This window comes from Cupriavidus sp. 05T313 (assembly GCF_056396665.1).
On sequence record NZ_JBFTLX010000018.1, the window covers coordinates 1 to 26,704 of the forward strand.

Below are 26,704 nucleotides of genomic sequence, written 5' to 3' on the forward strand. Positions count from 1 at the left end.
CGCCGAACAGCCTGATTGCTCTGCCCCCGGCAGGGTCGGCTTTCTTTTCGTTAGTTTTCTTTGCCGAACGCAAAGAAAAGTGACCGGCAGCCCCCCGCAGGGGGGATGTCGTATGGCTGTTGGGTGCAAAAACCAACACCGATCAAATAACACCACCAGCAAAGAAACCTCACCAAGCCCTTGAGTCCAACAGCCGACACCGCCCACTCACACCATCAACCCCCATCAAAAAGCCACCCAACCATTAAGCCTTACAATTCCCCACCCCCCAGGAAAACACAAAAATGGATTCCCGCCTGACCGAACTCGAAATCAAGGTTGCCTTCCAGGACGACCTCCTCGACAGCCTCAACCTCGCCGTAGCACGGCAACAACGCCAGATCGACCTGCTGCAAGAGCAGTTGCAGGCGCTCTACCAGCAAATGCGCTCCAGCGGCACCGGCGGCGCCGAAGGCGGCCCACAGCACGAAATCCCGCCGCATTATTGAGAACGCATGGCGGCACTCCGCAACAACAAAATCCGCCTCGATTGAACAAAGCCATCACCACCGCGGTCAGACCGGGTAACGCGMAAAACGCCAACCTGGAGGCACCGCAGCATGCCGACCATGYAACCCCGCACCCGGCTCCTGCCCGCACGGTCCATCCGCGCCAGGACCTTGAAAGCCGTCACAGCACTCACCATGCTTGGCGCCGCCACCGCCTGGGCCGGCTATAACGTCTGGACCGGCGAATACACATTCACCCGCGAGGAATTGCAGGCTGCCGTGGAAAAACGCTTTCCCGCAACGCTGCGTTATGGCCAGGTAATCGACGTGCAACTGACGCATCCGCGCCTGGTATTCGACGGCGCCAATAATCGCGTGACCACCCAGATGGACGCGCAACTCGGCAATACCTTGCTGCCGGCACCGCCGATCAACGGCACGCTTTCGCTCAGCAGCGCACTCAAATACGATCCGGCAAAACGCGCCGTGCTGCTCGACAATCCATCCGTCGAGCGGGTCCAGGTAAACGGCATGCCGGCGCAATATGGGGAGCAACTGAACGCGATCGGCGCCGTGGTGGCGCAGCAGTTGCTACGCGATTACCCGCTTTACACCTTCACGCCGGAGCAATTGCGCATCGCCGGCAAAGATGTGGAACCAGGCGCCATTACTGTGCTGCCCGATGGCATCAAGGTTCAGGTCAATACGCGTTAAACGCAATACGTATTGCGTATTCGCATCGATTGCCCCTGCCATTGCCGTGCAGGAAATGTTGTATCCGCGCACGCATTCAGCCAGGAACCACACCGATTAATATCACGGCGCGCGAGTAATGCCGCGCGACCGGTTATACTCCGCGCTCCTACAACTAACGGGTAAATACAATGGCCGTAGCTAAGAAAGTCGCACAAACCAGCGCAGCAGCAAAGACCAAGCCGGCAGCCGCCAAGAAGGCAGCAGCACCGGCAAAGAAGGCCAGCGTGCTGGCTCGCGAACTGGCAGCTGCAAAGAAGGGCCTGCTGAAGCTGCGCGCTGACGCGAAGAAGGCGATCGAAGCCGCCAAGCGCGAAATCAAGGTGGCTGCCGAAGCCGCCAAGCAAGCCGTGCTGGCAGAGCGCCAGGCCGCCAAGGAAAAGCTGGCAGCACAAAAGGCAAAGGCCAAGCCCGCTGCCAAGAAGCCGGTGGTGAAGGCCGCCGTGGCAAAGAAGGCTGCAGCCAAGCCGGCCGCCGCCAAGAAGGCCGCTGCACCGAAGGCAGCAGCTCCGAAGGCCGCCAAGCCGGCCGCCGCTCCCAAGGCAGCAGCTCCGAAGGCTCCCAGGAAGGCCGTCGCGAAGAGCGCCGCCAAGAAGCCGGCAGCACCGAAGAAGGCCGTGGCCGTCAAGGTCGAGGCAGAAGCGCCTGTCGCCGCGAAGTAAATCGCGCGAGGGCCAGCGCGGCGGGCGGCCCGGACATGCGCGCGGCAATCCGCGCCATGCTTCGACCCCCTTTCGCGCACCACTTTTGTGCGAACCGGCTGGCGCCTGGCAGGGCCAGCCGGACATCTCCTTTCGAAATTCCCCGTCTTTCCAGCAGTCCTGACCGATCGGCCAATTCGGCACGATCGCGTGAACACGCGCCCCGGCCCCCCCGCATTCCCGGCATCATTTCTGCCAGATCTCAAGCCAATACTTGAGCCAATACTTCAGCCGATGCGTCAGCCAAGAGTTAAGCGGACACCCGGCCGGAAAACCCAAATCGCCCTTTCCGCGATTACCTGCCCCCGGCATTAGCCAGCATCCATCCAGGCAAATCGGGCCGCGATCCGCCAGCATTCGGCCGGCAGTTTCCTATTTTCGGAATACCAGGCTGAAGTTATTGGCTGGCATCGGGATTGGCTCATCCATGCGGAAACCCTCGGCCTGGCCCAGCACCGCCACGTCCTCCATATTGCGCACGCCCCATTCCGGGTCGGCATTGCGCAACTGCGCATCGAACGCGGCATTGCTCGGCGCGGTGTGTTCGCCGTTGCGCCGGTAGGGGCCGTACAGGTAAAGCACGCCGCCGGCCGGCAACAGGCGCCCGGCGCCGGTGAACAGCGCCTGGGCCGCCGCCCACGGCGCGATGTGGATCATATTGATGCAGACCACCGCCTGTGCCGCTTCGATGCCCCAGGATGGCTGGCGCACGTCCAGCACCAGCGGCGCAAGCACGTTGGCCACGCCGGCATGCGCGGCCCAGCCTTCGATCGACGCGCACGCCGCCGCGTCGGGATCGCTCGGTTGCCAAGTCAGGTCCGGCAGCGCGGCGGAAAAATACGCCGCGTGCTGGCCGGTACCGCTGGCGACTTCCAGCACCAGGCCGCTCTGCGGCAATACCCAGCGCAACACGGCCAGGATGGCGTCGCGATTGCGGTCGGTGGCCGGCGCGATCCGGCGTGCGTCAAGTTGGCCATCTTGGTTCGGCATGTCGTTTCTCCTGTTATGGGGACGGAATAGGGCGCGGAACATCGAGCCACCGCCAATGTGCTGCCGCAAGCGTAGCAGGCATGCCCCACCCCCCGCCACCGGGGCCGCCTTCGGCCTGTCCGGTTGCTCACGCCGCCAAACCCAGGGGGCACAAAGCAAAACGCCCCCGACGACGTTGTCATCGGGGGCGTTCAGCCACGCGGGCCTGGACCGTCCCGCGGCCAGGATTACCGTTGCTTGCGCACCGGCTTCAACCTCCGCGTGGTCCAGTCCGCACTCAGGCCTTGCTCGTCTTGACGCTGGTGACATCGGCTGTCAGGTAGCCGACTGCCGCGCCAAAGCGGTCCTTGTAGTTGGCACGGACCAGCGGATCCAGCGCGGCCTTCACGGTGTTATGCAGGCTGCTCCAGTCGCCGGCGTGCTGGAAGTTGCTCATGATGTAGGTCCAGCCGTTGAGCTCGTCGACCGCATGCAGGCCGGTCGATTCGCCACCCGACGGCACCGACAGCAAGCGCGACAGCTTCTTGGTGTCGACGTTGTAGGCCCACAGGAAGTTGTTGACGTGCTGGCCGCTGTCTTCGCCGATAAACAGGGTGCGCAGCTTCTCCGAGAACTTGAGGTTGTCCGGATTGGCGATCGTCTCGGGGTCGCCGGTGTTGCCCAGCGCATCCGCGCCGATGTCCTTGCCGACGATCAGGGCCTTGGTATGCACCGGCACCCATTCGCTGTTGATCGCGGCGCCGTCCAGGTCCTTCTGGCCGCCGGCGAGGTTGTGCTGCATCACGCCGCCAGCCTTGAGCGCGGCGGGCAGCGAGATGCCGCTTTGCGCATTCCAGCCCTTGGCGTTGTTCGTGACCATCGAGTCCTGGATGTTCTGCAGCGCGGAGTAGGCCACCTTGTCCTTGATATTGACGGTGGTGCCTTCCATCTTGGTGAAGCCCATGCTGCCGCCCTTCAGGTAGGCGTAGCGGTGGGTTTCCAGGAAGGCGGCGGCCTTGTCCTTGCCCTGCAGGATCTTGACCCATTGCGCCTTGCCGCCGGAGAAGATCTTGGTGTATGCCGAATCGCTGGGATCGGCCCACTTGACGTCCATGACGTCGACCGGGCGGTTTGACTTGGCCATCGCCTCGACTTCTGCGCTGGTGGCATGGCCGAGCTTGACCCAGGACAGGTCCGCGCCGGAAGCCGCCGGATCGATGGAGAAGCCTGCACCGATCTTGGCAACGTACAGCGTGCCGGCGGAGAGGTCCTTCTCCTTGTCGGCCACGAACATGAACAGCCCGCTGTTGGTGGCGTCGTCACCCATCAGCACGGTGCGGTTGTCGGGCATCACCTGCACGAGTTCGTGCGAGATGCGGCCCAGGCAATAGTGCTTCCTGATGGAACCGGTGCCGTCGGGATTGACAGTCACTTCGGGCAGATGGCCATACAGATAGGGGTTGAACGCGATGTTCGCATTGCCGTACAGGTTCTTGGCGAACTTCGTGTACTGATCCGTCTGGTCGGTGTAGGTCGGAACATCCGCCGCATTGGGGAACGTTTCCGGCTCGTACTCTTCGCTGGACAGGTGGGTGTTCCACGGCGACAGGCTGGCGCCGCAGGTGATCCACAGGCCGTTGACGCCCGAGGTGTCGACGTTGTGGTACTTGACCAGCGCCAGCTTGCCGGTGGCCGGGTCCTGATCCAGCGTGAGCACGGCGATCGGCGACGGCAGGCGGCCGTAGGTGTCGGTGCCGAGCTGGTCGCGCGTGGTGTATTCGAACTGCACGACGGCGAATACGGTGTTGCCCTTCACGCCGGCCACCTTGGCGCCGTCGATCTTGAGCAGCGAGGTGCCATCCGGCGAGTCCGAGAAGAACTGGCGTTCCTTGCCGGCCACCGACGTGTCGATGATGGGCTGGTTGTTGATGTCGACATAGCCGCCCGCCAGGATGGTGCCGCCCTGGCCGTCCGGGACCATGTCGCCGGTGACGAAGAAGGGCTGGTAGGCCAGCTTGAAGGTCTGGCTGCTGCCATCGCTGAACGATACCTTCAGGCTCGAACCCACCGTGGTGGTCGCCATCGCTGCCGGGTTGGCCAGCGTGGGGGCCGCCATGCCGGTGAACTCGGCGGTGGTGAAGGTGGCGGCGGCGGGTGTGCCGGGTGCCGGTGCCGGCGCCGGCACCGGCGCGGCTACCGCGTCGCCGTCTCCGCCGCAACCAACCAGGAAGGCGGAAGCGCCAAGGCCCAGCGGCAGCATGGGTGCGCCGGCCAGGAATTTAAGCGCCTTGCGGYGGGATGCGTCCGGTTTGTCGAGCATTCTTCTTTCCCGTTTCGTTATGTGAGTGATTGGGCGGCGCGCGCTGCGCCGCCTTGCCGCGCGCTTGTGGGGAGCCGCGCGGCGTTCAGGCCGATTCGCATCCTATGAATGATTTGTTACAACTTGTTGAAAGTGTCTTAAATCGCAGACATCCAGGGACCGCCCGCGAAATCAGCCTAACCAGCGTAATCAGGGCAATCCGCGCATCCCGGACGGCCGCGGCCGCTGTTGTACACTGGCGCACGCTCCCTGCCAGGAGCTGATTCCCTTAGCTCTCAGCCCGCCGGCGCCGCTTATGGCCCGCCGTGACGCGGCCCCACCCGTGCCGACTTACACCCTCGCTTCTCCCGTCCAGGCGGACCTGGAAATCCGCAAAAGCCGTTTCATCGGCTACGCGATGCCCGTGCAGGACCGCGCAGCGGCCATGGCCGAACTACAGCGCCTGCGCGAAGCGCACGCCACCGCCACCCATGTCTGCTGGGCCTTGCTGGCAGGCGGCCAGTCCGGCATGTCGGACGATGGCGAGCCTTCCGGCACAGCCGGCCGGCCCATGCTGGAGGTATTGCGCCACCATGAACTGGAAGGCGTGCTGGCGGCCGTGGTGCGCTACTACGGCGGCATCAAGCTGGGCGCGGGCGGGCTGGTGCGGGCCTATACGGATGCCATCGCCGCGGCGCTGAAGGATGCGCAGCGCATCGAGCGCATCGCCTATGCCGAACTGGTTGCGGAGGTGGACTACGCCGACGAGGCGCGCGTGCGCCGCTGGATCGAGCAGGAGGGCCACGTGCTGGCGCATGGCGAGCATGGCGCCGCCGCCCGGCTGACGATCCGCCTGCCGGCCAGCGCGCTGGACGCGGCGCGGGCCGCGCTGCGCGACGCCACGCATGGCCGCGCCCGCTTTCCCGGCGCGGACGATGGCGAGGCGCAGCCATGAACAACGGCCCACACGCGCCCGGTTCGGGTTCCGGCGGCGCGGCCGATGCCGCCACGCCCCCCTCGCCACCTTCGCCGGCCTTTGCCGCGCGCGTCGAACCACTGGGCAGCAGCTTTCCCGCCTTGCCCACGCAGACGCTGCTGGAAGCCGCGCTGCTCGCCGGCGTGCAACTCCCCAGTTCCTGCCGCAATGGCACCTGCCGCACCTGCCTGTGCCGGCTGTCCGCAGGGCGGATTGCCTATCGCATCGAGTGGCCGGGCGTGAGCTTCGACGAACGCGACGAGGGCTATATCCTGCCCTGCGTGGCGTATCCCGAGAGCGATGTGGTGATAGAGGCGCCGCTGGCGCGCCTGCCGGACGCTTCCCGCGCTTAAGCCACACTGACCAACTTGCGCCTTCGCGCCGGCACGGCCCGCGCAGCGAGGCACTGCATGAAGAACTGCCACGCGATGCGCAGCGCATCCGGGCCGGAAGGATCGGCAAAGGCCTGGCTGGACGGGCCGCCGCTCCACGCATGCCCGAGCCCTTCGATCCGCACCAGGCGGACATAGGGCTGCCGCTCGCTCGACCATGCGTAGACGCTGAAGGGCCGCCGCTGCCCGCGCTGCCCCCGGCGTGGTGCGGCCAGCACGGGTGCTTGCGGCAACAACTGCTGCCACAACGCGGCCGAAGCCAGCGCGTTGTCGAAGTGCACCACGTGATCGGCATCCCCGTGCACCAGCAGCAAGGGCGGCGGGCGGCGCCCCGCCAGCAGCAGCCGCGCGGCCGCCACGTCGGGGTGGCCCTTGCCTTGCATGACGCGCGCCGCCTGCGCGGCGTTGGACGCGCTCAGCGGCACCGCGCCGGAATGCGAACCCACCGCGGCGAAGCGGTCCGGATAGCGCAGCCCCAGTATCTGCGCCATGGCGCCGCCGGCCGACAGGCCAAGCGCGAACACGCGGTCGCGGCGAATCGGGCGCTGCTGGCACACATGCTCGACGATGGCCATCAGCAGGCTCGCCTCGGCCGCCACGCGCGCGGAAGCGCCGAACCAGTTCCAGCACCGCTGCGCGTTCGCGTGGGAGGATTGCTCGGGCATCAGGACCACGCAGCCCGCGCTGCGCGCCACCACCGCGGCGCGGGTACATGTGGCAAAGCTGGCCGTGTCCTGGCCGCAACCATGCAGCAGCACCAGCATAGGCGCCGGACGCGAAGCGCTCACCCCTGGCGGAATAAACAGCCGGTAACGGCGCTGCACGAGCGGCCCCAGCCCCCAGCTTCCTTCTTCCCAGCGCCCCCCGCCACGGCCTGCCGGCGCCGGCACCGGGGACACGACACCGCTCAACACGCGTTGCGTGGCCTTGCTCATGGCCTCGCCCTGCCTCACCGCCGTTTTGATTGCGGACTTCGTGACCGTGCGCTGCGCGCGCCGCATGTTGCGGGCGGCGATCTTGCCGAGGGTGCTCCAGAGTTTGCTGCCACTGCTCTTGCGACGCGTCATCGGCGGCATCTCCTGCGCGGGGTGATGGAATGCGCCGTCAGGGCGCATGGCTGGCATGGACGCGCAGCGTTTCGCTGCAGCGCACCACCAGTATGCCGTGCAGCGGGAAGTTCTGTCAGGCTTTCCCTCGCCTTCAGCAAGCCTAGAAGACCCCACGCAGCGCCAGTTCGGCGCCGAGCAGCAGCAGCCCGCAAAAGAACACCTTGCGAAACCGCGCCGGGCTGATGCGATGGCGCAGCCATTGGCCGACGAACATGCCGCCCAGCGCGGGCAACAGCGCCAGCACCGAAGCGCCCAGGACGGGCGTATGCAGCAACGCGCCATTCATCGCCAGGCTCACCGCAAGCGCGATGGTGGACACCGTGAACGACAAACCCAGTGCCTGCACCAGCGTCTCCCTGTCCAGGTCCAGGCCCTGGATGTAGGGCACCGCCGGAATCACGAACACGCCCGTGACGGCGGTGATGACACCGGTGATCACGCCGGCCAGCGGTCCCAGCCAGGGTTCGGCGGCAGCCGGCACTTTCGGGTGGAAGGCGGCCAGGCCCAGCACCGCGTACAGCACCAGCGCCACGCCCAGCCAGGACGTGGCATGCGCCATCAGGCTGGCCGGCAGCAGCGCCGCCGCCAGCCATGTGCCCACGCAGATGGCCGCCAGCATGGGCCACATCCGTCGCATCAGCTGGCCCAGCCGCGGGCCGCTGTAGAGTTGCACCACATTGGTCACCATGGATGGCGCGACCAGCAGCGCCGCAGCCTGCGCGGGTGGCATCGCCAGGCCGAGCAGCCCCATCGCCACGGTCGGCAGGCCCAGCCCCACCACGCCCTTGACCAGCCCGGCGAGCAGGAAGGTAAAGCCGATCAGCGCCATCTGCGCGCTCAGGAACGTCGAGTCCATGGCCCGCTCACTCCGCCCGCGACGCAGGCGCCGCGATGGGCTGGTGCACCGCGCGGCTATCCGCCGGCGCCTGCTCGCGCTCGTTCAGGCCATAGTCGCGCAGCACGTGCGCCACCCGCAGGCGATAGCCCGCGAACACGCCGCCGCGCCCGGCCGACTGCGCGTGGCGGTGCTCCATCGTGTTGCGCCAGGCCATGACCGCGGCCTCGTCACGGAAGAACGAGAGCGACAGCAGCTTGCCCGGGTTGGTCAGGCTCTGGAAGCGTTCCACCGAGATAAAGCCGTCGATGGCTTCCAGCGTGGGCCGCAACTGTGCCGCGAGGCTCAGATACGTCTCCATCCGCCCCTCGGCGGGTTCGACTTCGAAGATGACTGCGATCATGGTGATTGTCCTTTTGTGATTGCGGTGTTTCAGGTGCCTGGCCGTTCAGGCACTCAGAGGAAATGCGGAATGCGCGTATTGAGCGAGGGCCGGTAGCGGAATGCCCGCACCAGCGCAGCGGGATCCGCGCCGCGTGCCAGCAGCGCGGCAACCACCGCCTGTGCCACCGAGGCGGCCAGCGCATCGCCGGGACACGCATGACGGCCGGCACCGAAGGTCCACGGCCGAGAGGCCTTGTCCGCGCACTCGCCCGGCATGCGCTCGTCGAACGAAGCGGCCGCCAGCACCAGCAGCACCCCATCGCCGGCCTTCAGGTCCGCGCCGCACAGGCGTGCATCGGTGGCCAGGAAGCGCCGTGTGTTCTGCACCGGCGGATCTTCGCGCAGCACCAGCGCGGCGACATCGCGCAACGCGCCGGATTCGTCCGGGCGCCGGCCTTGCGCCATCTCCCTGCCAAGCCGCACCAGCATGTTGCCGACCAGTCCGGCGGTGGCCTCGCACGCTTGTATCAGCAGGCCAATCGCATTGGTGGCGATCACCGCTTTCGCCACGCCGGCGGCAAGGGCTTCGCGTTGCAGCGCATCCAGCGGCCGGCCTGGCGCGGAGGCCGGCGCGCCCGCCGATAAGCTCTCGCGCATCCACGCCTGCAGCCAGGTGGCCGCCTCGCTCCCGGCGGCAATCTCCTGCGCGGTTGCCAACGGCGACATGGCCCGCGCGAATGCCGTCACCTGCGCAGCGGCCTGCATCGCCACACCGGGCTGGCCTGCTACGGCCAGGCCGAGCGCATCGGCCACGGCCAGCACCGGCAGAGAGAACATCCAGTGATTGACCGCAGCACCAGGCTGCGTCAGGTCGAAGGGCAGACCCTGCGCCAGCGCCGACACGCGCTGCCGCATGCCGCCCAGTTCCAGGGCCGCCATGCGTTTGAGCAGCACGCCCTTGAGCGGCGCGTTCCACGCGCCATCGTTCATGCGGATCAAGCCGCCAAACAGCGCGCCGGCAGGGCTGCCGGCCAGCCCGGGAGGCACTGGCTGCGCGGGCGGCCTCACGCGGCTGGCGGGATGCGCCAGCACCGCCGCGACCTCGGCAGCGCCGGCGGCAACCCACAGTCCGAGCGCCTCGTCGCGATAGAAAGGCCGGCGCGCGGCGAGGCCGCGGTAGTAGGGCGCCGGGTCGGCATGGGTGACGGCGGCAAGCGGATCTGACGGCATCGGGATCGGCATGGGCATCGGTGTGGGAACGCGGTTGATATTGGTGAGTATGCGTCTATACTGCGATCGTTGTTTCACCGCGAGATGAACTATGGAATACGCGCCCAGCATCAGCCAGATGGCCGGCCTGCTTGCCGACCCCGGACGGGCCGCCATGTTGTGGGCGCTGATGGACGGCAGCGCGCGCCCGGCTGGCGAGCTTGCTGTCATCGCCGGTTTGTCGGCATCGTCCACCAGCGGCCACCTTGCGCGGCTCAGCGAAGGGGGGCTGCTCGCGGTGCAGACGCGCGGGCGCAATCGCTACTACCGGCTTGCCACGCCCGAGATCGGCGTTGCCATCGAGGCGCTGGCCAGTGCGTCGCTGGCGAGCCAGCCGCCGCGCGTGCGCGCGGTACCCGCCTCGCGCACCGCGCCGGCGGCGCTGCGCCAGGCCCGCACCTGCTATGACCATCTCGCGGGAGAGCTTGCGGTTGCACTGTTCGAGCGCATGTCGCACGCCAACTGGATCGTGGTGGCCGGCACGGCCGTCGACCTGACCGAGAGCGGCACGCAAGGCATGGCGCAACTCGGCGTGGATCTCGACGTCGCGCGGCGCAAGCGGCGGCAGTTCGCCTGCACCTGTCCCGACTGGAGCGAACGCAAGCCGCACCTGGGCGGCGCGCTCGGCGCGGCGCTGCTCGAAAGCCTGATGGCCCGCAAATGGATAGAGCACACGTCCACCTCGCGCGCGCTGCGCGTGACGCCGCGCGGGCAACGCGAGATCTTGCGCATCGCCACTTGAGCGGCTGGCGCGCTTGCCCGGTTGGAATCCCCGTTTTCAAATGCGCCGGAACGTCATGGCGCCGCACCCATGGAGGGCTGATGCGATGAGCGATGAACTGGATGACGAAACGCACCGCGCGCTCTGGCGCCTGATCGAGCTGATCAACTTCGACGATCCCGTCATGATCGAGAAGCAGCAGACGCTGTTCGACGAGGCACTGGCCAGCTCGGACGACGCGGATGCGGTCGAGGGCCAGGAGCTGCTGTGGGTCCTCAAGGACGTCATCGACTGGGAGTCCGGCTTCTATGTGGACTGGAAAGACGCGCCGTCTTTCATCAGCTGCATGGACGAGCTTTGCGACCGCCTCGACATCGAACTCGACTGGGGCGTGGAAGATCCCGAAGACGAGGCGTTCCTGGAAAAAACCAGCGTGCCCGAGCTGATGGAACTGGCGCACGAGCAATTGCGCGTGGCCGGCATCACGCTATGGAACTGGGACACCGAGAGCGACGCCTATGCCGGCTGGCTGGCGCGCGGCGAGGACGATGAGGAGATGATCGGCCTGGGCGAAACACTGGGGCTGGAGATCAGGCCCGGCGACCAGCCGTATTGAGAGCGAGCGGATGCGGGTCCGCCTCCTCCGGGCCGGGGACGTTCCCTGTTAGTCAGTTGAAGTTGGGCTCTGTGTCGACAATTTCCGCGCCCCCAGGCCCCAACGTCTCCTCCAGCACATCGAGAAACACCCTCACGCTGGCCGGCATCAGCTTGCGCGCAGGCATCAGCACATAGACCTTGAGCGGCGCAGACGAATAAGCAGGCAACACCCGCACCAGCCGCCCCTGGTCCAGTTCGTCCTGCACATAGCGCGGCGACAGCCGCGCCACGCCCAGCCCGTCCAGGGCGGCCTTGAGCCGGATCTCCGCGTTCTGCGTGCGCATGCGCGGCTCCACCGCCAGGCTCGCCACCTCCACGCCATCGCGCAGGAACTCCCAGCGCCGGTCGTCGGCATTGCCCAGCGTCGGCCAGCTCGCCAGATCCTGCGGCGTGCGCGGCAATCCGCGCGCGCGTATCAGCGCCGGCGAGGCAAAGAATCCGCGATCGATCAGCACCACGCGTTTGCTGGCGAAGGAGCTGTCGAGCAAGCCGGTGTGGGTCATCACGAACACCAGGTCGTAGCCCCGCTCGACCAGGTCGGGCTGCTCCCAGCTCACATCCACCTCGACGCGCAACTCGGGATGCAGCCGCAGCAGCCGCGTGAGGCTGGGCGACAGATGCAGCGAGCCAACCTCGTACGGAGTGGAAATGCGCAGGGTGCCGCTGACCTGCTCGCTAACGGACACCGCCTCGGCGCTGATTTCGCGCAGTTCGTTAAAGAGCGGGGCGACCCGGTCGTAGAGTTGCTGGCCCCGTTCGGTCACCCGCACGCGGCGCGTGGTGCGCTCGAACAGCCGCACACCGAGTTGCACCTCAAGCCGGGACACCGCCGCGCTGGCCGACGACTTCGGCACATCGGCCAGGTCGGCCCCTTTGGTAAAGCTCGCGCCTTCCACCACCCGGCAAAAAATCTCCCAGTCCTTCCATTCGATCGTCTTCATGCGCCAATCCCTTTTGCCGCCTTGGGCCGCCTTACGCGCGCCATCGGTCGTGCGCGTCAATGCGGGCGATTGTCCCATATGGCGAACAATGGTGCGCCGATGTCTCCTGCAAAAGCTTTCCTTGACAATTTACATCGTAAATATACACTGTAAAACATCATCGCCAGACCATCTGACGATATGCCTCAAAAGGCATACGACATCCATCGCAGCACAACTGACAAATGGCAAAGAACCTTACCCAGGATGAAATCGAAACCTTCAAGGCGCGCCTGTGCGCGGTGGCCGAACGCCGCTTTGCCGAAGGCGGCGTAGCCAGCGTGAGCATGCGCCAGCTCGCCGAGGAAATGGGCTGCAGCCCGATGACGCCCTACCGCTACTTCAAGGACAAGGAAGACATCCTGGCGGCCGTGCGCACGGCGGCGTTCGACCGCTTCGCCGCCGCGCTGGAAGCCGCCGGCGCCAGCGTCGGCGAGCCGCGCGAGCGGGCGCGCGCGGTGGGCGAGGCCTACCTCGCCTTTGCCTTTGCCGAGCCCAACGCCTACCGGCTCATGTTCGACATGACGCAGCCGGGCGGCGACCGCTATCCCGAGCTGGAACGCGCCGGCTCCCGCGCGCACCGCACCATGAGCGCGCACCTGGAGACCATGGTGGAGCGCGGCCTGATCCACGGCGACCCGCAGGTGCTGAGCTATGTGATCTGGGCCTCGATCCACGGCCTGGTGATGCTGCACCTGGCCGGCAAGCTGCCCGGCGGGCCCGGTTTCCGGGCCATCCATGCCGAGATGATGCGGCTGCTGGCGCAAGGCATGCGCGCGCCCATCCCCGAAACCGGCGTCGAAAACGAATAAGCGAATAACGCAACAAGTAACGAAGCCAGCAACGAACCCGGCCCCCCGGCTACGCTGGAGCCAACCCCGCAGCAGACAACAAGGAGCACGAGATGAGCCAGCCGTTCCCGTCATCCCCCTATCTCAGCGGCAACTTCGCCCCCATCCTGATGGAGTGCGACGCGCCCGATCTGCCGGTGCTGGGCGAGCTGCCGCGCGCGCTGCGCGGCACGCTCTACCGCAACGGCCCGAACCCGCAATACGCGCCGCGCGACGCGCAGTACCACTGGTTTATCGGCGATGGCATGGTGCACGCCTTCCACATCGAGAATGGCCGCGCGCGCTACCGCAACCGCTGGGTGCGCACCAACAAATTCCAGCGCGAGCAGGCTGCCGGTCATGCGCTGTTCGGCAGCTGGGGCAACCCCGCCACCACCGACCCTTCGGTGCTTGGCCAGAACGACGGCGTGGCCAACACCAATATCCTCTGGCACGCTGGCCGGCTGCTGGCGCTGGAAGAAGCCGACCCGCCGGTCGAAATGGACAGCGAGAGCCTGGCCACGCGMGGCGACGTCGACTACGGCGGCAAGCTCAAGGGCGCCATGACCGCGCACCCCAAGGTGGACCCGGTCACCGGCGAGATGGTGTTCTTCGCCTATTCCGTCGATGGCCCTTTCACGCCCGGCATGCGCTACGGCGTGGTGGACCGCAACGGCCAGTTGCAGCGCCTCGAACGCTTCGAAGCGCCGTTCCCCAGCATGGTCCACGATTTCATGGTGACGCAGAACCATGTGCTGTTTCCCATCCTGCCGCTCACCGGCAGCATGGACCGCGCCATGCGCGGCGAGCCGGCCTATGCGTGGGAGCCGGAGAAGGGTTCGCACATCGGCATCATGCCGCGCAACGGCGGCACCGCGCAGATGCGCTGGTTCCGCGGCGCCGCCTGCTATGTGTTCCACGTCATGAACGCCTGGGAAGCCGGCAACAAGATCATCGCCGACGTGATGCAGTACGAGAGCGCGCCCCTGTTCAATCCGGGCGCCAATGGCGAAGGTGCGCGCCTGTGCCGCTGGACCTTTGACATGGCCGGGAAGTCCGACAGTTTCACGCGCGAGTACCTGGACGACATGCCGGGGGAATTCCCTCGCTTCGATGAGCGCTTCGCCACGCTGCCCTACCGTCACGGCTACTTCGCGTTCCGCCAGCACGAGAGCAGCGCGCGCGGCAGCTATGACAGCCTGGCGCACATCGACCTGCGCAGCGGCAAGCGCGCGGTCCATGTGCTGCCGCAAGGCGACGCCATCTCCGAGCCGGTGTTCGTGCCGCGCGCGGCCGACAGCGCCGAAGGCGACGGCTGGCTGCTGGCCACGGTCTACCGCGGCGCGCAGGCGCGCAGCGACCTGGTGGTGCTGGACGCCGGCGCGGTGGCCGACGGCCCGATCGCCACGGTACAGCTTTCGCACCGCGTGCCATTCGGCTTCCACGGCAACTGGCACGGCGCGGACTGAGCCGGCGCCTTGGCGCTTCTTTGCCTCACTGTTCATTCACGCAAGACGGCACGACACGCATCGTGCCGCATCACGACACCAAGGAGACCAGCATGGGAATGCTGACCGGCTTTGCCCCCTTCATCGCCTTCTTCATCGCCATGCGGCTGGCATCCCCGCTGGCTGGCCTGGCCTCGGCCTGCGCGGTCTCGCTGTTCATGTGCCTGCGCATGTGGCGGCGCGGCGAATCGCTAAAGGTGCTGGAAATAGGGAGCCTTGCCTTGTTCGCACTGCTGCTGCTCTATACCTTCATGGCGTCGCCCCAATGGACAGTGGCCACGGTGCGGCTCGCGGTGGATGCCGGCCTGTTTGCCATCGTGGCGATCTCGCTGGCGATCGGACGCCCGTTCACGCTGCAATATGCGCGCGAGCGCGTGCCACAGGAATACTGGAATGCGCCGCGCTTCCTGGCGGTGAACCGCCACATCACGCTGGCGTGGGCCGTCGCGCTGGCGATCATGGTGGCCGCCGACGCGTCGGCGGAATATGTCAGCGCGATCCCGTTGTGGATCGACATCGCGGCCACCGTGGCCGCCTTCGCCGGCGCCGTGATCTTTACCGTGCGCTACCCGGCGGCGGTACGGCGCGCGGCGGAGGCCGCCGCGGCGGGGCAGACACGGGCGTAGGAACAAGCGCTAGCTTCGGATTCCGTCGTGCCGGGCAAAACCGTTGGCTTCGCTTCCCGTGGCTCCTGGCCAGACCGCCCCTCACTCCAACCCTCTCCCCATGAGGGGAGAGGGCGTGAAGGCCTTCGTCATCGCGGGCGGCTTTGGCGCATCCTGGCCGCTTCGTTCGGTGCGTTGTGCATCAGGTTTCCTGACTTCCGGCTTTCAAGGCGCCCAGCCCGTCTTCTATCTCCTGCTGGAATGCTGGCCATAGCACCTGGAAGCTATCGAGTCCCTCGCTGCGAACCACTTGCCGCATGCCGTTACAGAGTTCTGCCAGGGTCGCATTTCCCACCAGTGCGAAGCCACCGCTCAGCGAGTGCAGTGCATTGAGGACTGCGCCGGCGTCGCCCGCATGCAAGGCATCCGCAATCGCCGCCGTTGCCTCCCGCGTAGCGGAATGCATCGCCTCGCACACCTGCGGGGTGATCGGCAATTCCGCCGGCGTCTTGTCGCTATCCGGTTCTCTTCTAGGGCTTCTACCGGCACGCGCCCGCAGGACACGCTCCAGCACCGCGAGCGGCAAAGGCTTGTTCAGCACGGTGGAAATGGACGCTTCCAGACGGCGAGCCGCGTCTTCCGGCATGCTATGCGCGCTCATCGCTACAACCGGCAAGCCTGGGTACTGCTGCCGGATGGCAGATGCCAGTGCATAGCCATCCATCACCGGCATGCCGATGTCCGTCAGCACGATGTCATATTGACTGTGCGCAAGCGTCTCCAGTGCCTTCGCGCCATGTTCGACAATCGTCGCGTCAAAGCCGAGCTGTTCGAGCTGGTCGGCCAGCATGGCACGGGTTGCCGGGTGGTCTTCCGCGACAAGCACCCGGATGGGCGGCTCGCCGGCATCGGACTCCACCGCACTTGCGGCATCCGATGCCTTGGCCGACGTTGCGCCGCCGTCCTGTGACCCGTGCGAAGGCGCCTCCGTCCGTTGCAATGGCCACCTGACCGTGAACGTGGTGCCCCGCCCCGGCGTGGTGTCGACGGAAATATGGCCTTGCACTGCCTCCACGATGCGCCGGCACAGCGGCAGCCCGAGGCCAGTACCTCCGTAACGTCTGTGGATAGAGCTGTCAGCCTGCGTATAGAGCGCAAACAGCGTTGGTACAACGGCCGGATCCATCCCGATACCGGTATCCGCAATCTCGAATTGCACTTCGGATACCTCGTTGTCTTGCACGAAGCCGGCGCGAATTGCCACATGGCCTGATTCCGTAAACTTGATCGCGTTGCTGACCAGGTTGGCGATCACTTGCCGGATCCGGGTCGGATCGCCGAGGAAGTGGCCGGCGGCGCCCGGCGCGATTTCGCAAGTCAGCGCCAGGCCCTTGGCCTCCGCCAGCGGCGCGAACGTGTCGCGCACGTCTTGCAGCAACTGGTCGCAACGGAAAGGAATGGATTCGAAGGTCAGCTGCCCCGCTTCGACCTTGGAAACGTCCAGCACGTCATTGATGATGCGAAGCAGCGAAGCGGACGAAGACTCGACAATCTCCAGCCTACGCCGCTGGCCGGCAGGCAACGGTGAGCGCCCCATCAGTTCCAGGCTGCCGATCATCGCATTCAGCGGCGTACGGATCTCGTGGCTCATGGTGGCAAGGAACGTGGATTTCGCCTTGTTGGCCTGGTCGGCCGCCTGGCGCGCCTCCCTGAGCTTCTGCTCCGTTTTCTTCTGCGCGCTGATGTCAAGCAGCGCGCAAAGCACTGCCGCTTCCCCTCGATACTTGACATGGGTGAAATTCACCAGCAGATGCGTCAAGGCCTGTGTGTCCGCCCCAAGGGTCAACTCCTGGCCAATCAACGGCCGGATCCGGTTTGGACGCTCTTCCGACGCACGGCGATAGAGTTCCCACAGCCGCTGGTTCAGCGGCGGCGCGCTGACCTGCTCGGCATATCGGGCCATCACGTTGTTGTCCACGATCACGCGGCCATCGCCATGCGCAAGCAGGCTAAGGCCCACGGGCGCCGTATGGATCAGCGCGCGGTTGAGCTTCTGGCTCTCCTTCAGGCGCACTGCGCGCTCGTAGGCCGGCATGAGGATCTTGCGGCGATAGATGGCAATGCGGATCCACAGCAACAGCCATCCCACCACGGCAAGGGCGCCGATCGTCAGCAGGCGATACTTGAGGCCGGCCAGGATTGCGTAAGGGCTATAAGCGTAAATGAGGGTCCAGTCCGTCCCCGGAATGCGCTCACTGACCTTGAAGATGCCATCCCTGAAGGTCTGTTGCACGCCCGGCCGCGCCGCAGCGACATGCGCGGCTGCCACACGGTTGATGAAGGCGCTCCGATCGCCGTCGGGCGTCAACAGTACCTTGCCGCGCCGGTCGAGAATGGCGAACTCGCCCCCATGGAACGGATTCTGCAGGCCATTCAGGAACCGGCCCGGACGCCTGCTGGCAACGACGATGCCGAGCGGCCTGCGATCGCTGTCGAACAGGAACTGTGCGAAGCGGACCATCAGCTCACCCGATAGCGGATCAAATTGCGGCGCCATCCAGACCACGTCCGCCGGCGCGGCTTCGGGATGCGCTACAGCAGCCTGCGTGAGGCTGACGACGTCCGGCCAGGCCTCCCTGAACAACCGGAGCGCATCGGGCAGCCGTGACGACGGTACAGCGTAGCCGCTTCCCGACCGGAGCAGCGTAGCCAGGAAATCCCCCTGTACTGAATAGAAATAGGTGTTCGCGGAAAGCTCGGGAGTCCGCGTCAGCACGATACTGGACTTGAGCTGTTTCTCCACCATTGCCAGCAGTGGCAGGAAGCTCGATGCTGGCCGGACGTCGGTGACCTCGGTGGCCACGGCATAGATGCGGCGGCCCGAATCCTGGCTGATCCACAGTTGACCGTTATGCGAAAGGTACTGTTCGCGCAAGGCTGCCGACGGTTGCCCCTGGCTATCCCACACGCCTTCTGCATAGCCCGTGCCCCGCTTCAGGACCGCGCCGGCCCCTGTCATGCTGACAAGGAGCCTGGATTCCTGCGTCAGAAAGCTGGCGCGTGCGGCCGCATTGTAGTCACTGGCCGCCATCCACACGGCCAACACCGAGCACAGCAGGATAAAAGCCGATAATGCGGCACCACCTCCGTACAGCAGGGCAAGCTGACGCCGCTTCATCAACTCGGGATTGAAGTCGCGGCGGCTGCGCATGCTGCGGTGCCTGACAAGGCGTTTCAGTTTCATGGCGAAATTGACATCACGTGGCGCGCTCGCATCACGCTTGCTCCGGGCCGTCTTCCGGCTCCTGCTGCGTTTCGTTGCCGGCGTAACGGATCAGGTCCGCATCGCGCGTGACCCCAAGCTTTTTCATGGCCGCGACCTTCTGCGCGCTGATGGTCTGCTTGCTGCGATGCAGTTGGGCGGCGATCTCGCCCACTTTGTAGCCCGCGCGGAACAATCTCACGATTTCCGCCTCGCGGACACTCAGCTTGCGAGTACCGTCCGGGGACTCCTGATCTTCGAGCAAGGACACAACGGTGGGCGACAAGTACTGCCCACCGGTATGGGCGGCATGCACAGCGGTGACGATATGCGCCATTGCATCGGATTTGCTCAGGATGCAAGTCACGCCAAGCTTCTGGATGGCACGCAGCACCGCGGGATCATCCACCATGGTGATGGTCACGATGCGGACCTCGGGATACCGCCGCAGGATCATCGAGATAAGTGCCTGTCCGTCGCCGTACTTGCCATCCGGCATGACATAGTCGAGAACCAGGACGTCGCACTGCTGCTGACTCAGGGCGTCAATCAGCTCCGTGGAACTTGAGGCTGTCCCCGCCACCTGGATTCCGCTGACCCCCTGCAGCGAATGGGCAATGCCAAGCAACGTGACAGGGTGGTCGTCCGCGACCACGACACGCAAATGAAAGTCATCCATCGAGCCCACGCTTGTAGAAAGTTGCACAAGACCCCCGGGGTGCGAATGGCAAATAGCGCAAGCTCACCACAAACAACAGTTGTCAGGCCGCACAGCGGCAGCGCTTAAATCCAACACAAAATGATACTTATAGATCACTATTAGTCCGCCGATGTGCGAATAGGGTCATACCAATGGTATCCGATCCCCGTCAATGGCCACTTCCTCGCGACGAGGGGTAAGGTTAGCGCTTCGCTCGTTCATTCATTCGGTAAGTAAGTACCTAGTCACCCCCTCAATTCAGACTCGTCCTATTCTGAAATGCCGGCCATCCTCGTATCCTGTCGGTATGAAAGGATCTCTCAATTCCCTCGCGCTTCATCAAGCCCAGGTTCATGGCAACCCAATGCACGGTTGTGGCGCACGCACCCACGCCAGGCCTTGCGGTATGGGCGGCGCGAGCCGTCATCGCATCCTGGTCGTGGAAGAGAGTCCGCAGCACCTTTCCGCCACGATGCAAATGTTCGCCTGCCAGGGCCGGCATCATGTCGAAGGCTACATTGACGGAGCCAAAGCCTTGCAGCGCCTGGGCGAGTGCGCCTTCGACCTGATTGTCACCGGCCTCAATGTAGCCGGCGTCGACGGCATCCAGATCATCCAGAGCCTGCCTACGTCGCCGTTCGCACCGGCCCTGGTGGTCACCAGTGCCGCATCGGAGCCGATACTGGTCGGCGCCCGCAAGGTCGCCGAATCGCGGGGCATAGCGGTGATGGCTACGTTGCCGAAGCCGCTCGCCCAGGATGCCGTGAATGCAGCCCTCGACACATATATCGGGAGTGTCAAGCATGCACATCCCGTCCGTTCCGGCAACATCCCGGATTTTCAGCGCGATACCCTGATCTCCGCGATGGAAAACGGCGAAATGCAGGCCTGGTTCCAGCCAAAATACGCGCTGGCCGAAAACCTGGGCCACGCCGCGGAGGCGTTGGTGCGTTGGGAGCATCCGGAATTCGGGCTGCTGCTGCCCGGCGCCTTCATGCCCGACATTGAGCGTGAAGGGCTTGAGGCCCACCTGCTGCAAACCATGCTGGCACAGACACTCGCCGCACAAAGGCAGTGGAGCGCATCCGGCCACGATATTGCCGTCTCCGTGAACCTCACGACAAAGCTGCTCGACGACCCGGATCTTCCCGATCGATTGCACGCGCAGGTGAAAGCATGCAACGGCAACCCGCGTCTTATCGGTTTCGAGTTGACCGAAGACACCATGGAAGCGCAGGAAAGCAACTACTACGCTGGCGCATGCAGACTGCGCATGCACGGCTTTGGCCTGGCGCAGGATGATTTCAGCAGCGGTTTCAGTTCGTTCTACAGACTGGTGGCGACGCCCTTCACGGAACTGAAGCTGGATCGGTCCATGGTGAAAGACGCCATCATGATCGATGCCTTTCGTGCCGCCCTTTCGAGCGTAGTGCGGCTTGGACGCGAAATGGGCCTGACCGTCGTCGCCGAAGGCGTGGAAACCGAAGCCGAACTGCGCATTGTCCAGGAGGCCGGCTGTCACAGAGCCCAGGGCTTTCTGATATCGCCCGCGATCCGGCAGGATGCAATAGTCCGCTTCTTCTCCGCAGGCTGATGGCCGCCCGCCGTCCTGTCGTCCTGCGCCACTTTGCAATTTGACCTGAAGCGGATCGCCGTGATTCGCGACGAAACATGGTGTGGCCCCTCTCTCAGCGCCTTCGCTTTCGCATAGGCAACCGCGCTCCCCTGCCCCCCTTCCCCGCCCCCGGGCACGAGGCTCTGCGGCATGCGCCGCCCCCCCCAGCAGGCGAGCTCGGCGCACCCTCATTGACATGGCAAGTGGCGTGTCCCAAGCCCCCAAATGCTCCCGCTTCGACCTTGATCCGCTCCTGTTTCCCGCGAGCTCGCGCCGGCATCGCCGGGCATGCCTGCGCGGCCTGCCCAGGCTGGGATGCCGCAAGATCCAAAGTGTGAACAATTCTTAAAATTAGGACTCGTCCTATTAAGTAGCGTGAATTTCGTACTTGTCCCATATTTTTGGGATCGAAAATCGGACATCATATACATATTGCAAGCCCACCCACCTACACCGTTACAGGGGATGACTATTTAATCTGCAGAAAGGCGCCAAGGTTAATATGCGTAAATTTAATATAAGCGTTGTTCTGGCTGACGACACTCCATTGATGCTGAGTGGCCTGAAATGCGCGCTGAATTCAATTTCGAAGATATCCATCTTGGCTTCGTGTGAAACGTCGCAAGAACTATTTAATACACTATCCGACATCCAGTGTGATGTTGTTATTACGAATTACGCGATTCGCGGAAGCGAATCTGGCGATGGGCTGGCTTACCTCTCTCGTCTTCGGCGTCTTCACCCAAATGTGAAAATTGTCGTCCTGACGAGCTACAAGCAGCCCGCCATTATCAAGTCTGTATTGTCCCTTGGCGTCTCCGCAATTGTAGGGTGGCAAGACGATGCAGCAGAGATAATCACCGCAATTCTTGTCAGTTCATCTGGCGGCGAATATGTTTCTTCGCAGATCCGTGCGGCGTTATCTTGTTTTGAGTCCGATATCGAACAATCGCAACCGCTTTCTCCCCGCGAATCGGAGGTGATGCGCCTCTATATCTCCGGGATGACCGTCGGTGAAATCGCAGCCCTGCTCAAGAAGGGCAAGCAGACAATAAGCTGCCAGAAGATGAGCGCCATGCGAAAGCTCGGAATAAAGAGCAATGTCGATCTCATCAGATATGGCATTGACAGCAGTGTCGGCCAGCAGCATTGATGAATCGTAGTCGCAGAAGCCAATCATCATCTTCTGGCTGACTTCCCTGATACGGGGTCGCCCACGGTACCGGCTGTGAGCCACTCTGTACCGAGGCACGTCTCATAACAGAGTGCGTAGTCTCGACCATGCCTGAATGCAAAGCCATTCACTCGCAGCACCGCTGACTGGCTCCGCATATCAAGCGTTATTTGCAACCATTTTTTGCAACCTCCGAAAGGAAACCTAAATGAAAACGAAAATCCTGGCAATCACCCTGGCAACCGCTGGCCTGATGACCGCAGCCGGTTCGGCGCAAGCTGCCGATGGCACGATCAACTTCACCGGCAGCGTGATCGCTTCCACCTGCAAGATCAATGGCGGCACCAACGACCTGACCGTGGCGCTGCCGCGCGTGGGTACCAACACCCTGTCCAAGGCGGGCGCCACTGCCGGCCGTACGCCGTTCGTCCTCACGCTGACGGGCTGCAGCGTCGCCAAGGATGCACCCACCAAGGTCTCGGTTTCCTTCGAACCCGGCACGACCGTCAACGCCGACACGGGCCGTCTGAAGCTGCAAGGTACCGACGCCGCTACCAACGTGGAAATCGGCCTGCTGAACGATCAGTCCGCGCCGATCAAGGTGGGTGCAGCCAGCGCCGACCAGAACTCGCAGGTCGTGAACATCGATTCCACCAGCGGTGGCGCGAAGATGAGCTACGCCGCCGAATACACGGCGACCGGCGTGTCGACGGCGGGTACCGCGAACTCGTTCGTGCAATACACCCTGATGTATCCCTAAGCGCGAAGACGGATCCCTGATTTCCGGGGATTGATCGTACCAGCTTTGCAAGCCGCCCGACCCGAACGGGTCGGCGGCTTGCGACAGGAGGTATAACTCAAAGGACAGTCATATGAGACACAGCATTCCGAAGTTACTGACGGCGATGGCGATTGCGTCCGCATCGATTGTTTCCGCATCGATTGCGACATCGGCCAATGCCACGGTCGTCGTGTCTGGAACCCGCCTGATCTTTCCCGCGGAAGAGCGGGAGATGACCATCAAGCTCACGAACGATGGCAAGCTCCCTTCGCTGGTTCAGGCCTGGATCGATAAGGGAAACGGCAATGAAAATGAAACGCCGGACAAGATCGATGTGCCGTTCACGCTCACACCGACCATGTTCCGGGTCGAGCCAGGCAAAGGCCAGACCCTGCGTGTGATCCATACCAACGAGCCGATGGCGACTGACAAGGAAACGCTGTTTTGGCTCAACGTACTGGACGTTCCCCCGAAACCGAGCGCCGAAGATGAGCGCAACCTGCTCCAGGTCGCCTTTCGCACACGGATCAAACTGATGTACCGGCCGACCGGCTTGCCCGGCAAAGCCGAGGAAGCCCCCGCCCAGCTCAAATGGCAGCTCACCAGGGGCGCAAGCGATCAGCAGTATGTCTTGAAAACCGTCAACCCAACCCCTTATGTCGTCAGCCTCGGCAGCGTCCAGTTGAAGATGGGTGGGAAGACACTCGATGCCGGCATGGGCCATGTGCTGCCCGGCGCGTCGCAGACCTTCCCGGTCAAGGGGCTGGAATCGATGCCCACCACGGAAGCGACAGTCGAGTTCAGCAGCATCGACGATTGGGGCGGCAGCAGGAATGCCCAAATGCCCGTCGTCACCGACCTCCGGTAGTAGCCTGGCCGGTCAGCACGTCATCACCAGCCCCACTGCTGGGGCACCAGAAATCTCTCACAAGTAGCCGTTGCGCATCCGTGTGCCACGTACGCATGTCGGGCGGCAAGATCGGACCCTAGCTCTGATGTCGTGGTCCGATCCATGATCGCCTGAAGTTTTCCTCCCGGAGTGTTTTGTATGCCGCCGATTCAGCGTCCGAATTCCGATATTGGTCACATGCCGCAGCTGCGGCCAATATGCGCGTTGCTGCTGACCAGCCTGGCCGGCTGGCAGAGCAACGCGCACGCGGACGGCGGAACTCCGGAGGCGCTGCAGGTCGCGCAAGTCGAGTTCGAGGGCGGCTTTCTCAACAACAGCGCCGGCACCGTTGACCTGTCGAAGTTCCAGCGCGCCAATGTCGTCCAGCCGGGCACGTACAGTGTCGACCTCTATGTCGAGCAGAACTGGGTGGGGCGCGCGAGCGTTCCGTTCAAGGCCGTGCCCGGTACGGCGGATGCCCAGCCTTGCTTCAACGAAGCGCTGCTGAAGCAGGCCGGTGTCAATCTCGGCAAGTTGCCTCACCATGTGAAGGTCTCGCTCGCCGAGCCCGATGCATGCATTCGTCTCGGGCAAGCCATTCCGGACGCGAGCACCAGTTTCGATTTCAGCGAACAACGGCTCACGCTCAGCATTCCGCAGGTTTCGCTCGTGCGTAACCCGCGCGGGTACGTGAGCCCGGATCAATGGGATCAGGGCGTTCCCGTCGGGATGCTCGGCTACAACCTCAACGTCTACAGCACCAAGAACCAGGGCAGCAACACCCAGACACAGGGATATCTCGGCCTGAACACAGGCATCAACCTGGGGCCCTGGCATTTCCGTCACGACGGGTCGTACAACTGGGATGACAAAGGACGCCAGAAGTACCAGAACGTTGCAACCTATGTGCAGCGGAGTCTGCCGTCGCTGTCGTCGCAGCTCGTCATCGGCGAATCCTATACCTCGGGCGAGCTGTTCGATTCCACCCAGTTCCGCGGGGTGCGCGTCTACTCGGACGACCGGATGCTGCCGGATTCGTTGCGCGGCTACGCGCCGGTCGTGCGCGGCGTGGCCAAGAGCAACGCGCGGGTCACGATTTCGCAGAACGGCGTCAAGCTCTACGAAACCACGGTCGCACCGGGCGCGTTCGAAATCGACGATCTTTACCCGACCGGGTACGGCGGCGACCTGAACGTTTCCGTCACGGAAGCGGACGGCGTCGTGCATTCGTTCTCCGTGCCGTACGCGGCGGTGCCGCTTTCGCTGCGTCCCGGCACCAACCGCTACAGCGTGGTGGCGGGAACGGTGCGCAATCAGCAGAGCTCGAAGAATCCCCTCTTCACCCAGGCCACCTGGCAGCGCGGCTTCACCAACCTGCTGACCGGCTATGGCGGTATCACCGTGGCCGAAGGCTACGTGTCCGTGATGGGCGGCGGCGTGCTGAACACCTCGTTCGGCGCAATGGGGGCCGACATCACGCAGGCACGCACCTTGATTCCGGGCGTGAAGCGGTTCGACGGCTCCAGTGTGCGGGTGAGCTATGCGAAGAACGTGGTGCAAACCGGCACCAACGTTTCGATTGCGGCTTACCGCTATTCGACAGCCGGGTATTTCGGCCTCAATGACGCCATGCTCGCACGCGAGCAGGCCGAACGCGGCAACTCGATCGACACGGTATGGCGGCAGCGCAATCGCGCATCGCTGACGCTCAACCAGCGCCTAGGCGAGCGCGGCGGTAACCTCAGCGCGACCGCCTCCACGGCAACGTACTGGAACCGCAGCGGTTCGGACGTGAATTATTCGGTGGGCTACAGCAATGCCTACAAGAATATTTCCTACAGCGTTTCGGCAACGCGCCAGCGCAGCCCGAGCGGCGGCATGAGCACGCAGTACTACGTCGGCGTGACGATTCCGCTGGGCCGCAAGACCCCCGTGACGGTGTCGGGCAACATGGTGCACGACAGCAACGGGAGAACCCAGCTGCAATCGTCGCTCTCCGGTTCGGCCGGCCTGGACAACAATTTCTCCTACGGCCTGAACGCCAATCACTCGTCCGGAGACGGCAGCTCGACGACCAATGGCGGCGCCAACGTGATGTATCGCGCGCCGGTCGCCGAGCTCAGCGCCAGTGTCAGCGGCGGCGCGGATTACCAGCAGGCCTCCGTGTCGGCGCGCGGCGCCATGGTCGCGCATAGCGGCGGGATCACGCTGTCGCAGCCGCTGTCGGAGACGTTCGCGATCATCGAAGCGCCGGAAGCGGCCGGTGCGCGCGTGACCAATGCATCGGGCGTGCGGGTGGACAGCCGGGGCTACGCGATCGTGCCGTACCTCACGCCGTTCAATATGAACATGATCGAGCTGGATCCGAAGGGCTTGTCGACCGACGTCGAGCTCAAGGAGACCAGCCAGCGCGTAGCGCCGCTGGCGGGATCCGTCCCGCTGCTGAAATTTGCCACGGAGTCCGGGCGTTCCGCCCTGATCCGGTCCCGGCGGCCGGACGGCTCGCCGCTGCCCTTTGGCGCAACCGTGCTCAACGAGCAAGGGAAAGAGGTCGGCTCGGTCGGCCAGATGGGCAAGATCTTCGCGCGCGGCCTGGAGTCGCAGGGCGAGCTGACCGTCAAATGGGGCAAGGACAAATCGGCGGTGTGCCATGTCCCCTACAAGCTGCCGGAGCGGAAGAAGCAGAAGGGGCTGCAGCCGCTGCAGCGCATCGATGCGGCATGCGCGGACGGAGCAGAAAAGCCGTCCTATGCGGTGAACCGGCCGAATCGCTAAGAAAGAGGTTTGGATGTGCAGGACGCTGCGCG

General features: G+C 64.5%; 24 protein-coding genes. 15 read left to right on the top strand and 9 right to left on the bottom strand.

Features of this window, described 5'->3' with window-relative positions; all coding sequences use genetic code 11:
- The first annotated feature begins 284 nt into the window (after positions 1-284).
- The 3 genes from AC1DKD_RS06835 (at position 285) to AC1DKD_RS06845 (ending at position 1,903) form a co-directional block, all read left to right on the top strand.
- Positions 285-488, top strand: a complete 204-nt coding sequence (locus tag AC1DKD_RS06835; RefSeq protein WP_045236516.1) for a SlyX family protein — start codon at positions 285-287, stop codon at positions 486-488.
- Positions 489-608: 120 nt separating this feature from the next.
- Entirely contained in the window at positions 609-1,202 is a 594-nt protein-coding gene (locus AC1DKD_RS06840; protein WP_477143123.1) for a DUF1439 domain-containing protein, read from the top strand.
- Positions 1,203-1,372: 170 nt separating this feature from the next.
- Positions 1,373-1,903: a fumarate hydratase gene (locus tag AC1DKD_RS06845; protein ID WP_441637447.1), complete on the top strand. Its 531-nt coding sequence runs from the start codon at positions 1,373-1,375 to the stop codon at positions 1,901-1,903.
- 411 nt (positions 1,904-2,314) lie between these two features.
- On the opposite strand, the gene AC1DKD_RS06850 is transcribed toward AC1DKD_RS06845, so the two are convergent.
- Both AC1DKD_RS06850 and AC1DKD_RS06855 read right to left on the bottom strand, forming a co-directional pair.
- Positions 2,315-2,932: a DUF938 domain-containing protein gene (locus AC1DKD_RS06850; RefSeq protein ID WP_441637449.1), complete on the bottom strand. Its 618-nt coding sequence runs from the start codon at positions 2,930-2,932 to the stop codon at positions 2,315-2,317.
- A 277-nt stretch (positions 2,933-3,209) separates the two neighbouring features.
- A complete protein-coding gene (locus AC1DKD_RS06855; RefSeq protein ID WP_477143124.1) occupies positions 3,210-5,231 on the bottom strand; it encodes a PhoX family protein in 2,022 nt (673 codons plus the stop codon).
- Positions 5,232-5,553: 322 nt separating this feature from the next.
- Here AC1DKD_RS06855 and AC1DKD_RS06860 point away from each other — a divergent pair, with 322 nt between their 5' ends.
- Both AC1DKD_RS06860 and AC1DKD_RS06865 read left to right on the top strand, forming a co-directional pair.
- Positions 5,554-6,165: an IMPACT family protein gene (locus tag AC1DKD_RS06860; protein ID WP_477101874.1), complete on the top strand. Its 612-nt coding sequence runs from the start codon at positions 5,554-5,556 to the stop codon at positions 6,163-6,165.
- On the top strand, positions 6,162-6,539 hold the full coding sequence (locus tag AC1DKD_RS06865) for a 2Fe-2S iron-sulfur cluster-binding protein (RefSeq protein ID WP_441637355.1): 378 nt from the start codon (positions 6,162-6,164) through the stop codon (positions 6,537-6,539). The genes AC1DKD_RS06860 and AC1DKD_RS06865 overlap by 4 nt, the downstream gene beginning before the upstream one ends.
- Here AC1DKD_RS06865 and AC1DKD_RS06870 read toward each other — a convergent pair.
- The 4 genes from AC1DKD_RS06870 to AC1DKD_RS06885 form a co-directional block, all read right to left on the bottom strand.
- Complete coding sequence (locus AC1DKD_RS06870; protein WP_441637357.1) at positions 6,536-7,645, bottom strand: extracellular catalytic domain type 1 short-chain-length polyhydroxyalkanoate depolymerase; 1,110 nt, start codon at positions 7,643-7,645, stop codon at positions 6,536-6,538. The two genes, AC1DKD_RS06865 and AC1DKD_RS06870, sit on opposite strands and share 4 nt — an antisense overlap.
- 142 nt (positions 7,646-7,787) lie before the next feature.
- Entirely contained in the window at positions 7,788-8,543 is a 756-nt protein-coding gene (locus AC1DKD_RS06875) for a sulfite exporter TauE/SafE family protein (RefSeq protein ID WP_441637359.1), read from the bottom strand.
- 7 nt (positions 8,544-8,550) lie between these two features.
- Positions 8,551-8,925, bottom strand: a complete 375-nt coding sequence (locus AC1DKD_RS06880) for an antibiotic biosynthesis monooxygenase family protein (protein ID WP_441637361.1) — start codon at positions 8,923-8,925, stop codon at positions 8,551-8,553.
- A gap of 53 nt (positions 8,926-8,978) precedes the next feature.
- The gene (locus AC1DKD_RS06885) at positions 8,979-10,136 is read right to left on the bottom strand and encodes a cytochrome P450 family protein (protein ID WP_441637363.1); all 1,158 of its coding nucleotides are present in this window, start codon (positions 10,134-10,136) and stop codon (positions 8,979-8,981) included.
- Positions 10,137-10,227: 91 nt separating this feature from the next.
- Here AC1DKD_RS06885 and AC1DKD_RS06890 point away from each other — a divergent pair, with 91 nt between their 5' ends.
- Positions 10,228-10,917, top strand: coding sequence for an ArsR/SmtB family transcription factor (locus tag AC1DKD_RS06890; protein ID WP_441637365.1), 690 nt, complete (start codon positions 10,228-10,230; stop codon positions 10,915-10,917).
- Positions 10,918-11,002: 85 nt separating this feature from the next.
- Positions 11,003-11,512, top strand: a complete 510-nt coding sequence (locus tag AC1DKD_RS06895) for a DUF6630 family protein (RefSeq protein ID WP_441637367.1) — start codon at positions 11,003-11,005, stop codon at positions 11,510-11,512.
- Between the two features lie 52 nt (positions 11,513-11,564).
- On the opposite strand, the gene AC1DKD_RS06900 is transcribed toward AC1DKD_RS06895, so the two are convergent.
- On the bottom strand, positions 11,565-12,494 hold the full coding sequence (locus AC1DKD_RS06900) for a LysR family transcriptional regulator (protein WP_045236505.1): 930 nt from the start codon (positions 12,492-12,494) through the stop codon (positions 11,565-11,567).
- 224 nt (positions 12,495-12,718) lie between these two features.
- Here AC1DKD_RS06900 and AC1DKD_RS06905 point away from each other — a divergent pair, with 224 nt between their 5' ends.
- The 3 genes from AC1DKD_RS06905 to AC1DKD_RS06915 all read left to right on the top strand — a co-directional run bounded on the left by AC1DKD_RS06905 (position 12,719) and on the right by AC1DKD_RS06915 (position 15,497).
- Complete coding sequence (locus AC1DKD_RS06905) at positions 12,719-13,345, top strand: TetR/AcrR family transcriptional regulator (RefSeq protein ID WP_477101815.1); 627 nt, start codon at positions 12,719-12,721, stop codon at positions 13,343-13,345.
- Between the two features lie 92 nt (positions 13,346-13,437).
- Positions 13,438-14,832: a carotenoid oxygenase family protein gene (locus AC1DKD_RS06910; RefSeq protein ID WP_441634338.1), complete on the top strand. Its 1,395-nt coding sequence runs from the start codon at positions 13,438-13,440 to the stop codon at positions 14,830-14,832.
- 92 nt (positions 14,833-14,924) lie between these two features.
- Positions 14,925-15,497: a hypothetical protein gene (locus AC1DKD_RS06915; RefSeq protein ID WP_441634340.1), complete on the top strand. Its 573-nt coding sequence runs from the start codon at positions 14,925-14,927 to the stop codon at positions 15,495-15,497.
- Between the two features lie 181 nt (positions 15,498-15,678).
- Here AC1DKD_RS06915 and AC1DKD_RS06920 read toward each other — a convergent pair whose 3' ends face one another.
- Both AC1DKD_RS06920 and AC1DKD_RS06925 read right to left on the bottom strand, forming a co-directional pair.
- Complete coding sequence (locus AC1DKD_RS06920; protein ID WP_441634342.1) at positions 15,679-18,720, bottom strand: ATP-binding protein; 3,042 nt, start codon at positions 18,718-18,720, stop codon at positions 15,679-15,681.
- 31 nt (positions 18,721-18,751) lie between these two features.
- Positions 18,752-19,417, bottom strand: a complete 666-nt coding sequence (locus AC1DKD_RS06925) for a response regulator (RefSeq protein WP_441634383.1) — start codon at positions 19,415-19,417, stop codon at positions 18,752-18,754.
- A 427-nt stretch (positions 19,418-19,844) separates the two neighbouring features.
- Here AC1DKD_RS06925 and AC1DKD_RS06930 point away from each other — a divergent pair, with 427 nt between their 5' ends.
- From AC1DKD_RS06930 to AC1DKD_RS06950, 5 genes are all read left to right on the top strand, one after another.
- Positions 19,845-21,032, top strand: coding sequence for an EAL domain-containing response regulator (locus tag AC1DKD_RS06930; RefSeq protein ID WP_441634344.1), 1,188 nt, complete (start codon positions 19,845-19,847; stop codon positions 21,030-21,032).
- A 523-nt stretch (positions 21,033-21,555) separates the two neighbouring features.
- The gene (locus tag AC1DKD_RS06935; protein WP_441634346.1) at positions 21,556-22,206 is read left to right on the top strand and encodes a response regulator; all 651 of its coding nucleotides are present in this window, start codon (positions 21,556-21,558) and stop codon (positions 22,204-22,206) included.
- Between the two features lie 229 nt (positions 22,207-22,435).
- Entirely contained in the window at positions 22,436-22,987 is a 552-nt protein-coding gene (locus tag AC1DKD_RS06940; protein WP_441634348.1) for a fimbrial protein, read from the top strand.
- A gap of 112 nt (positions 22,988-23,099) precedes the next feature.
- On the top strand, positions 23,100-23,876 hold the full coding sequence (locus AC1DKD_RS06945; RefSeq protein ID WP_441634350.1) for a fimbria/pilus periplasmic chaperone: 777 nt from the start codon (positions 23,100-23,102) through the stop codon (positions 23,874-23,876).
- Positions 23,877-24,095: 219 nt separating this feature from the next.
- Positions 24,096-26,672, top strand: a complete 2,577-nt coding sequence (locus AC1DKD_RS06950) for a fimbria/pilus outer membrane usher protein (RefSeq protein ID WP_441634352.1) — start codon at positions 24,096-24,098, stop codon at positions 26,670-26,672.
- Positions 26,673-26,704 lie beyond the last annotated feature (32 nt).

Bases quoted from the DNA above. Each gene is read 5' to 3' on its own strand.
- AC1DKD_RS06835 (WP_045236516.1), top strand. From the start codon at position 285: ATGGATTCCCGCCTGACCGAACTCGAAATCAAGGTTGCCTTCCAGGAC.
- AC1DKD_RS06845 (WP_441637447.1), top strand. From the start codon at position 1,373: ATGGCCGTAGCTAAGAAAGTCGCACAAACCAGCGCAGCAGCAAAGACC.
- AC1DKD_RS06850 (WP_441637449.1), bottom strand. From the start codon at position 2,932: ATGCCGAACCAAGATGGCCAACTTGACGCACGCCGGATCGCGCCGGCC.
- AC1DKD_RS06865 (WP_441637355.1), top strand. From the start codon at position 6,162: ATGAACAACGGCCCACACGCGCCCGGTTCGGGTTCCGGCGGCGCGGCC.
- AC1DKD_RS06870 (WP_441637357.1), bottom strand. From the start codon at position 7,645: ATGACGCGTCGCAAGAGCAGTGGCAGCAAACTCTGGAGCACCCTCGGC.
- AC1DKD_RS06875 (WP_441637359.1), bottom strand. From the start codon at position 8,543: ATGGACTCGACGTTCCTGAGCGCGCAGATGGCGCTGATCGGCTTTACC.
- AC1DKD_RS06880 (WP_441637361.1), bottom strand. From the start codon at position 8,925: ATGATCGCAGTCATCTTCGAAGTCGAACCCGCCGAGGGGCGGATGGAG.
- AC1DKD_RS06885 (WP_441637363.1), bottom strand. From the start codon at position 10,136: ATGCCGTCAGATCCGCTTGCCGCCGTCACCCATGCCGACCCGGCGCCC.
- AC1DKD_RS06890 (WP_441637365.1), top strand. From the start codon at position 10,228: ATGGAATACGCGCCCAGCATCAGCCAGATGGCCGGCCTGCTTGCCGAC.
- AC1DKD_RS06895 (WP_441637367.1), top strand. From the start codon at position 11,003: ATGAGCGATGAACTGGATGACGAAACGCACCGCGCGCTCTGGCGCCTG.
- AC1DKD_RS06900 (WP_045236505.1), bottom strand. From the start codon at position 12,494: ATGAAGACGATCGAATGGAAGGACTGGGAGATTTTTTGCCGGGTGGTG.
- AC1DKD_RS06905 (WP_477101815.1), top strand. From the start codon at position 12,719: ATGGCAAAGAACCTTACCCAGGATGAAATCGAAACCTTCAAGGCGCGC.
- AC1DKD_RS06915 (WP_441634340.1), top strand. From the start codon at position 14,925: ATGGGAATGCTGACCGGCTTTGCCCCCTTCATCGCCTTCTTCATCGCC.
- AC1DKD_RS06920 (WP_441634342.1), bottom strand. From the start codon at position 18,720: ATGAAACTGAAACGCCTTGTCAGGCACCGCAGCATGCGCAGCCGCCGC.
- AC1DKD_RS06925 (WP_441634383.1), bottom strand. From the start codon at position 19,417: ATGGATGACTTTCATTTGCGTGTCGTGGTCGCGGACGACCACCCTGTC.
- AC1DKD_RS06930 (WP_441634344.1), top strand. From the start codon at position 19,845: ATGGGCGGCGCGAGCCGTCATCGCATCCTGGTCGTGGAAGAGAGTCCG.
- AC1DKD_RS06935 (WP_441634346.1), top strand. From the start codon at position 21,556: ATGCGTAAATTTAATATAAGCGTTGTTCTGGCTGACGACACTCCATTG.
- AC1DKD_RS06940 (WP_441634348.1), top strand. From the start codon at position 22,436: ATGAAAACGAAAATCCTGGCAATCACCCTGGCAACCGCTGGCCTGATG.
- AC1DKD_RS06945 (WP_441634350.1), top strand. From the start codon at position 23,100: ATGAGACACAGCATTCCGAAGTTACTGACGGCGATGGCGATTGCGTCC.
- AC1DKD_RS06950 (WP_441634352.1), top strand. From the start codon at position 24,096: ATGCCGCAGCTGCGGCCAATATGCGCGTTGCTGCTGACCAGCCTGGCC.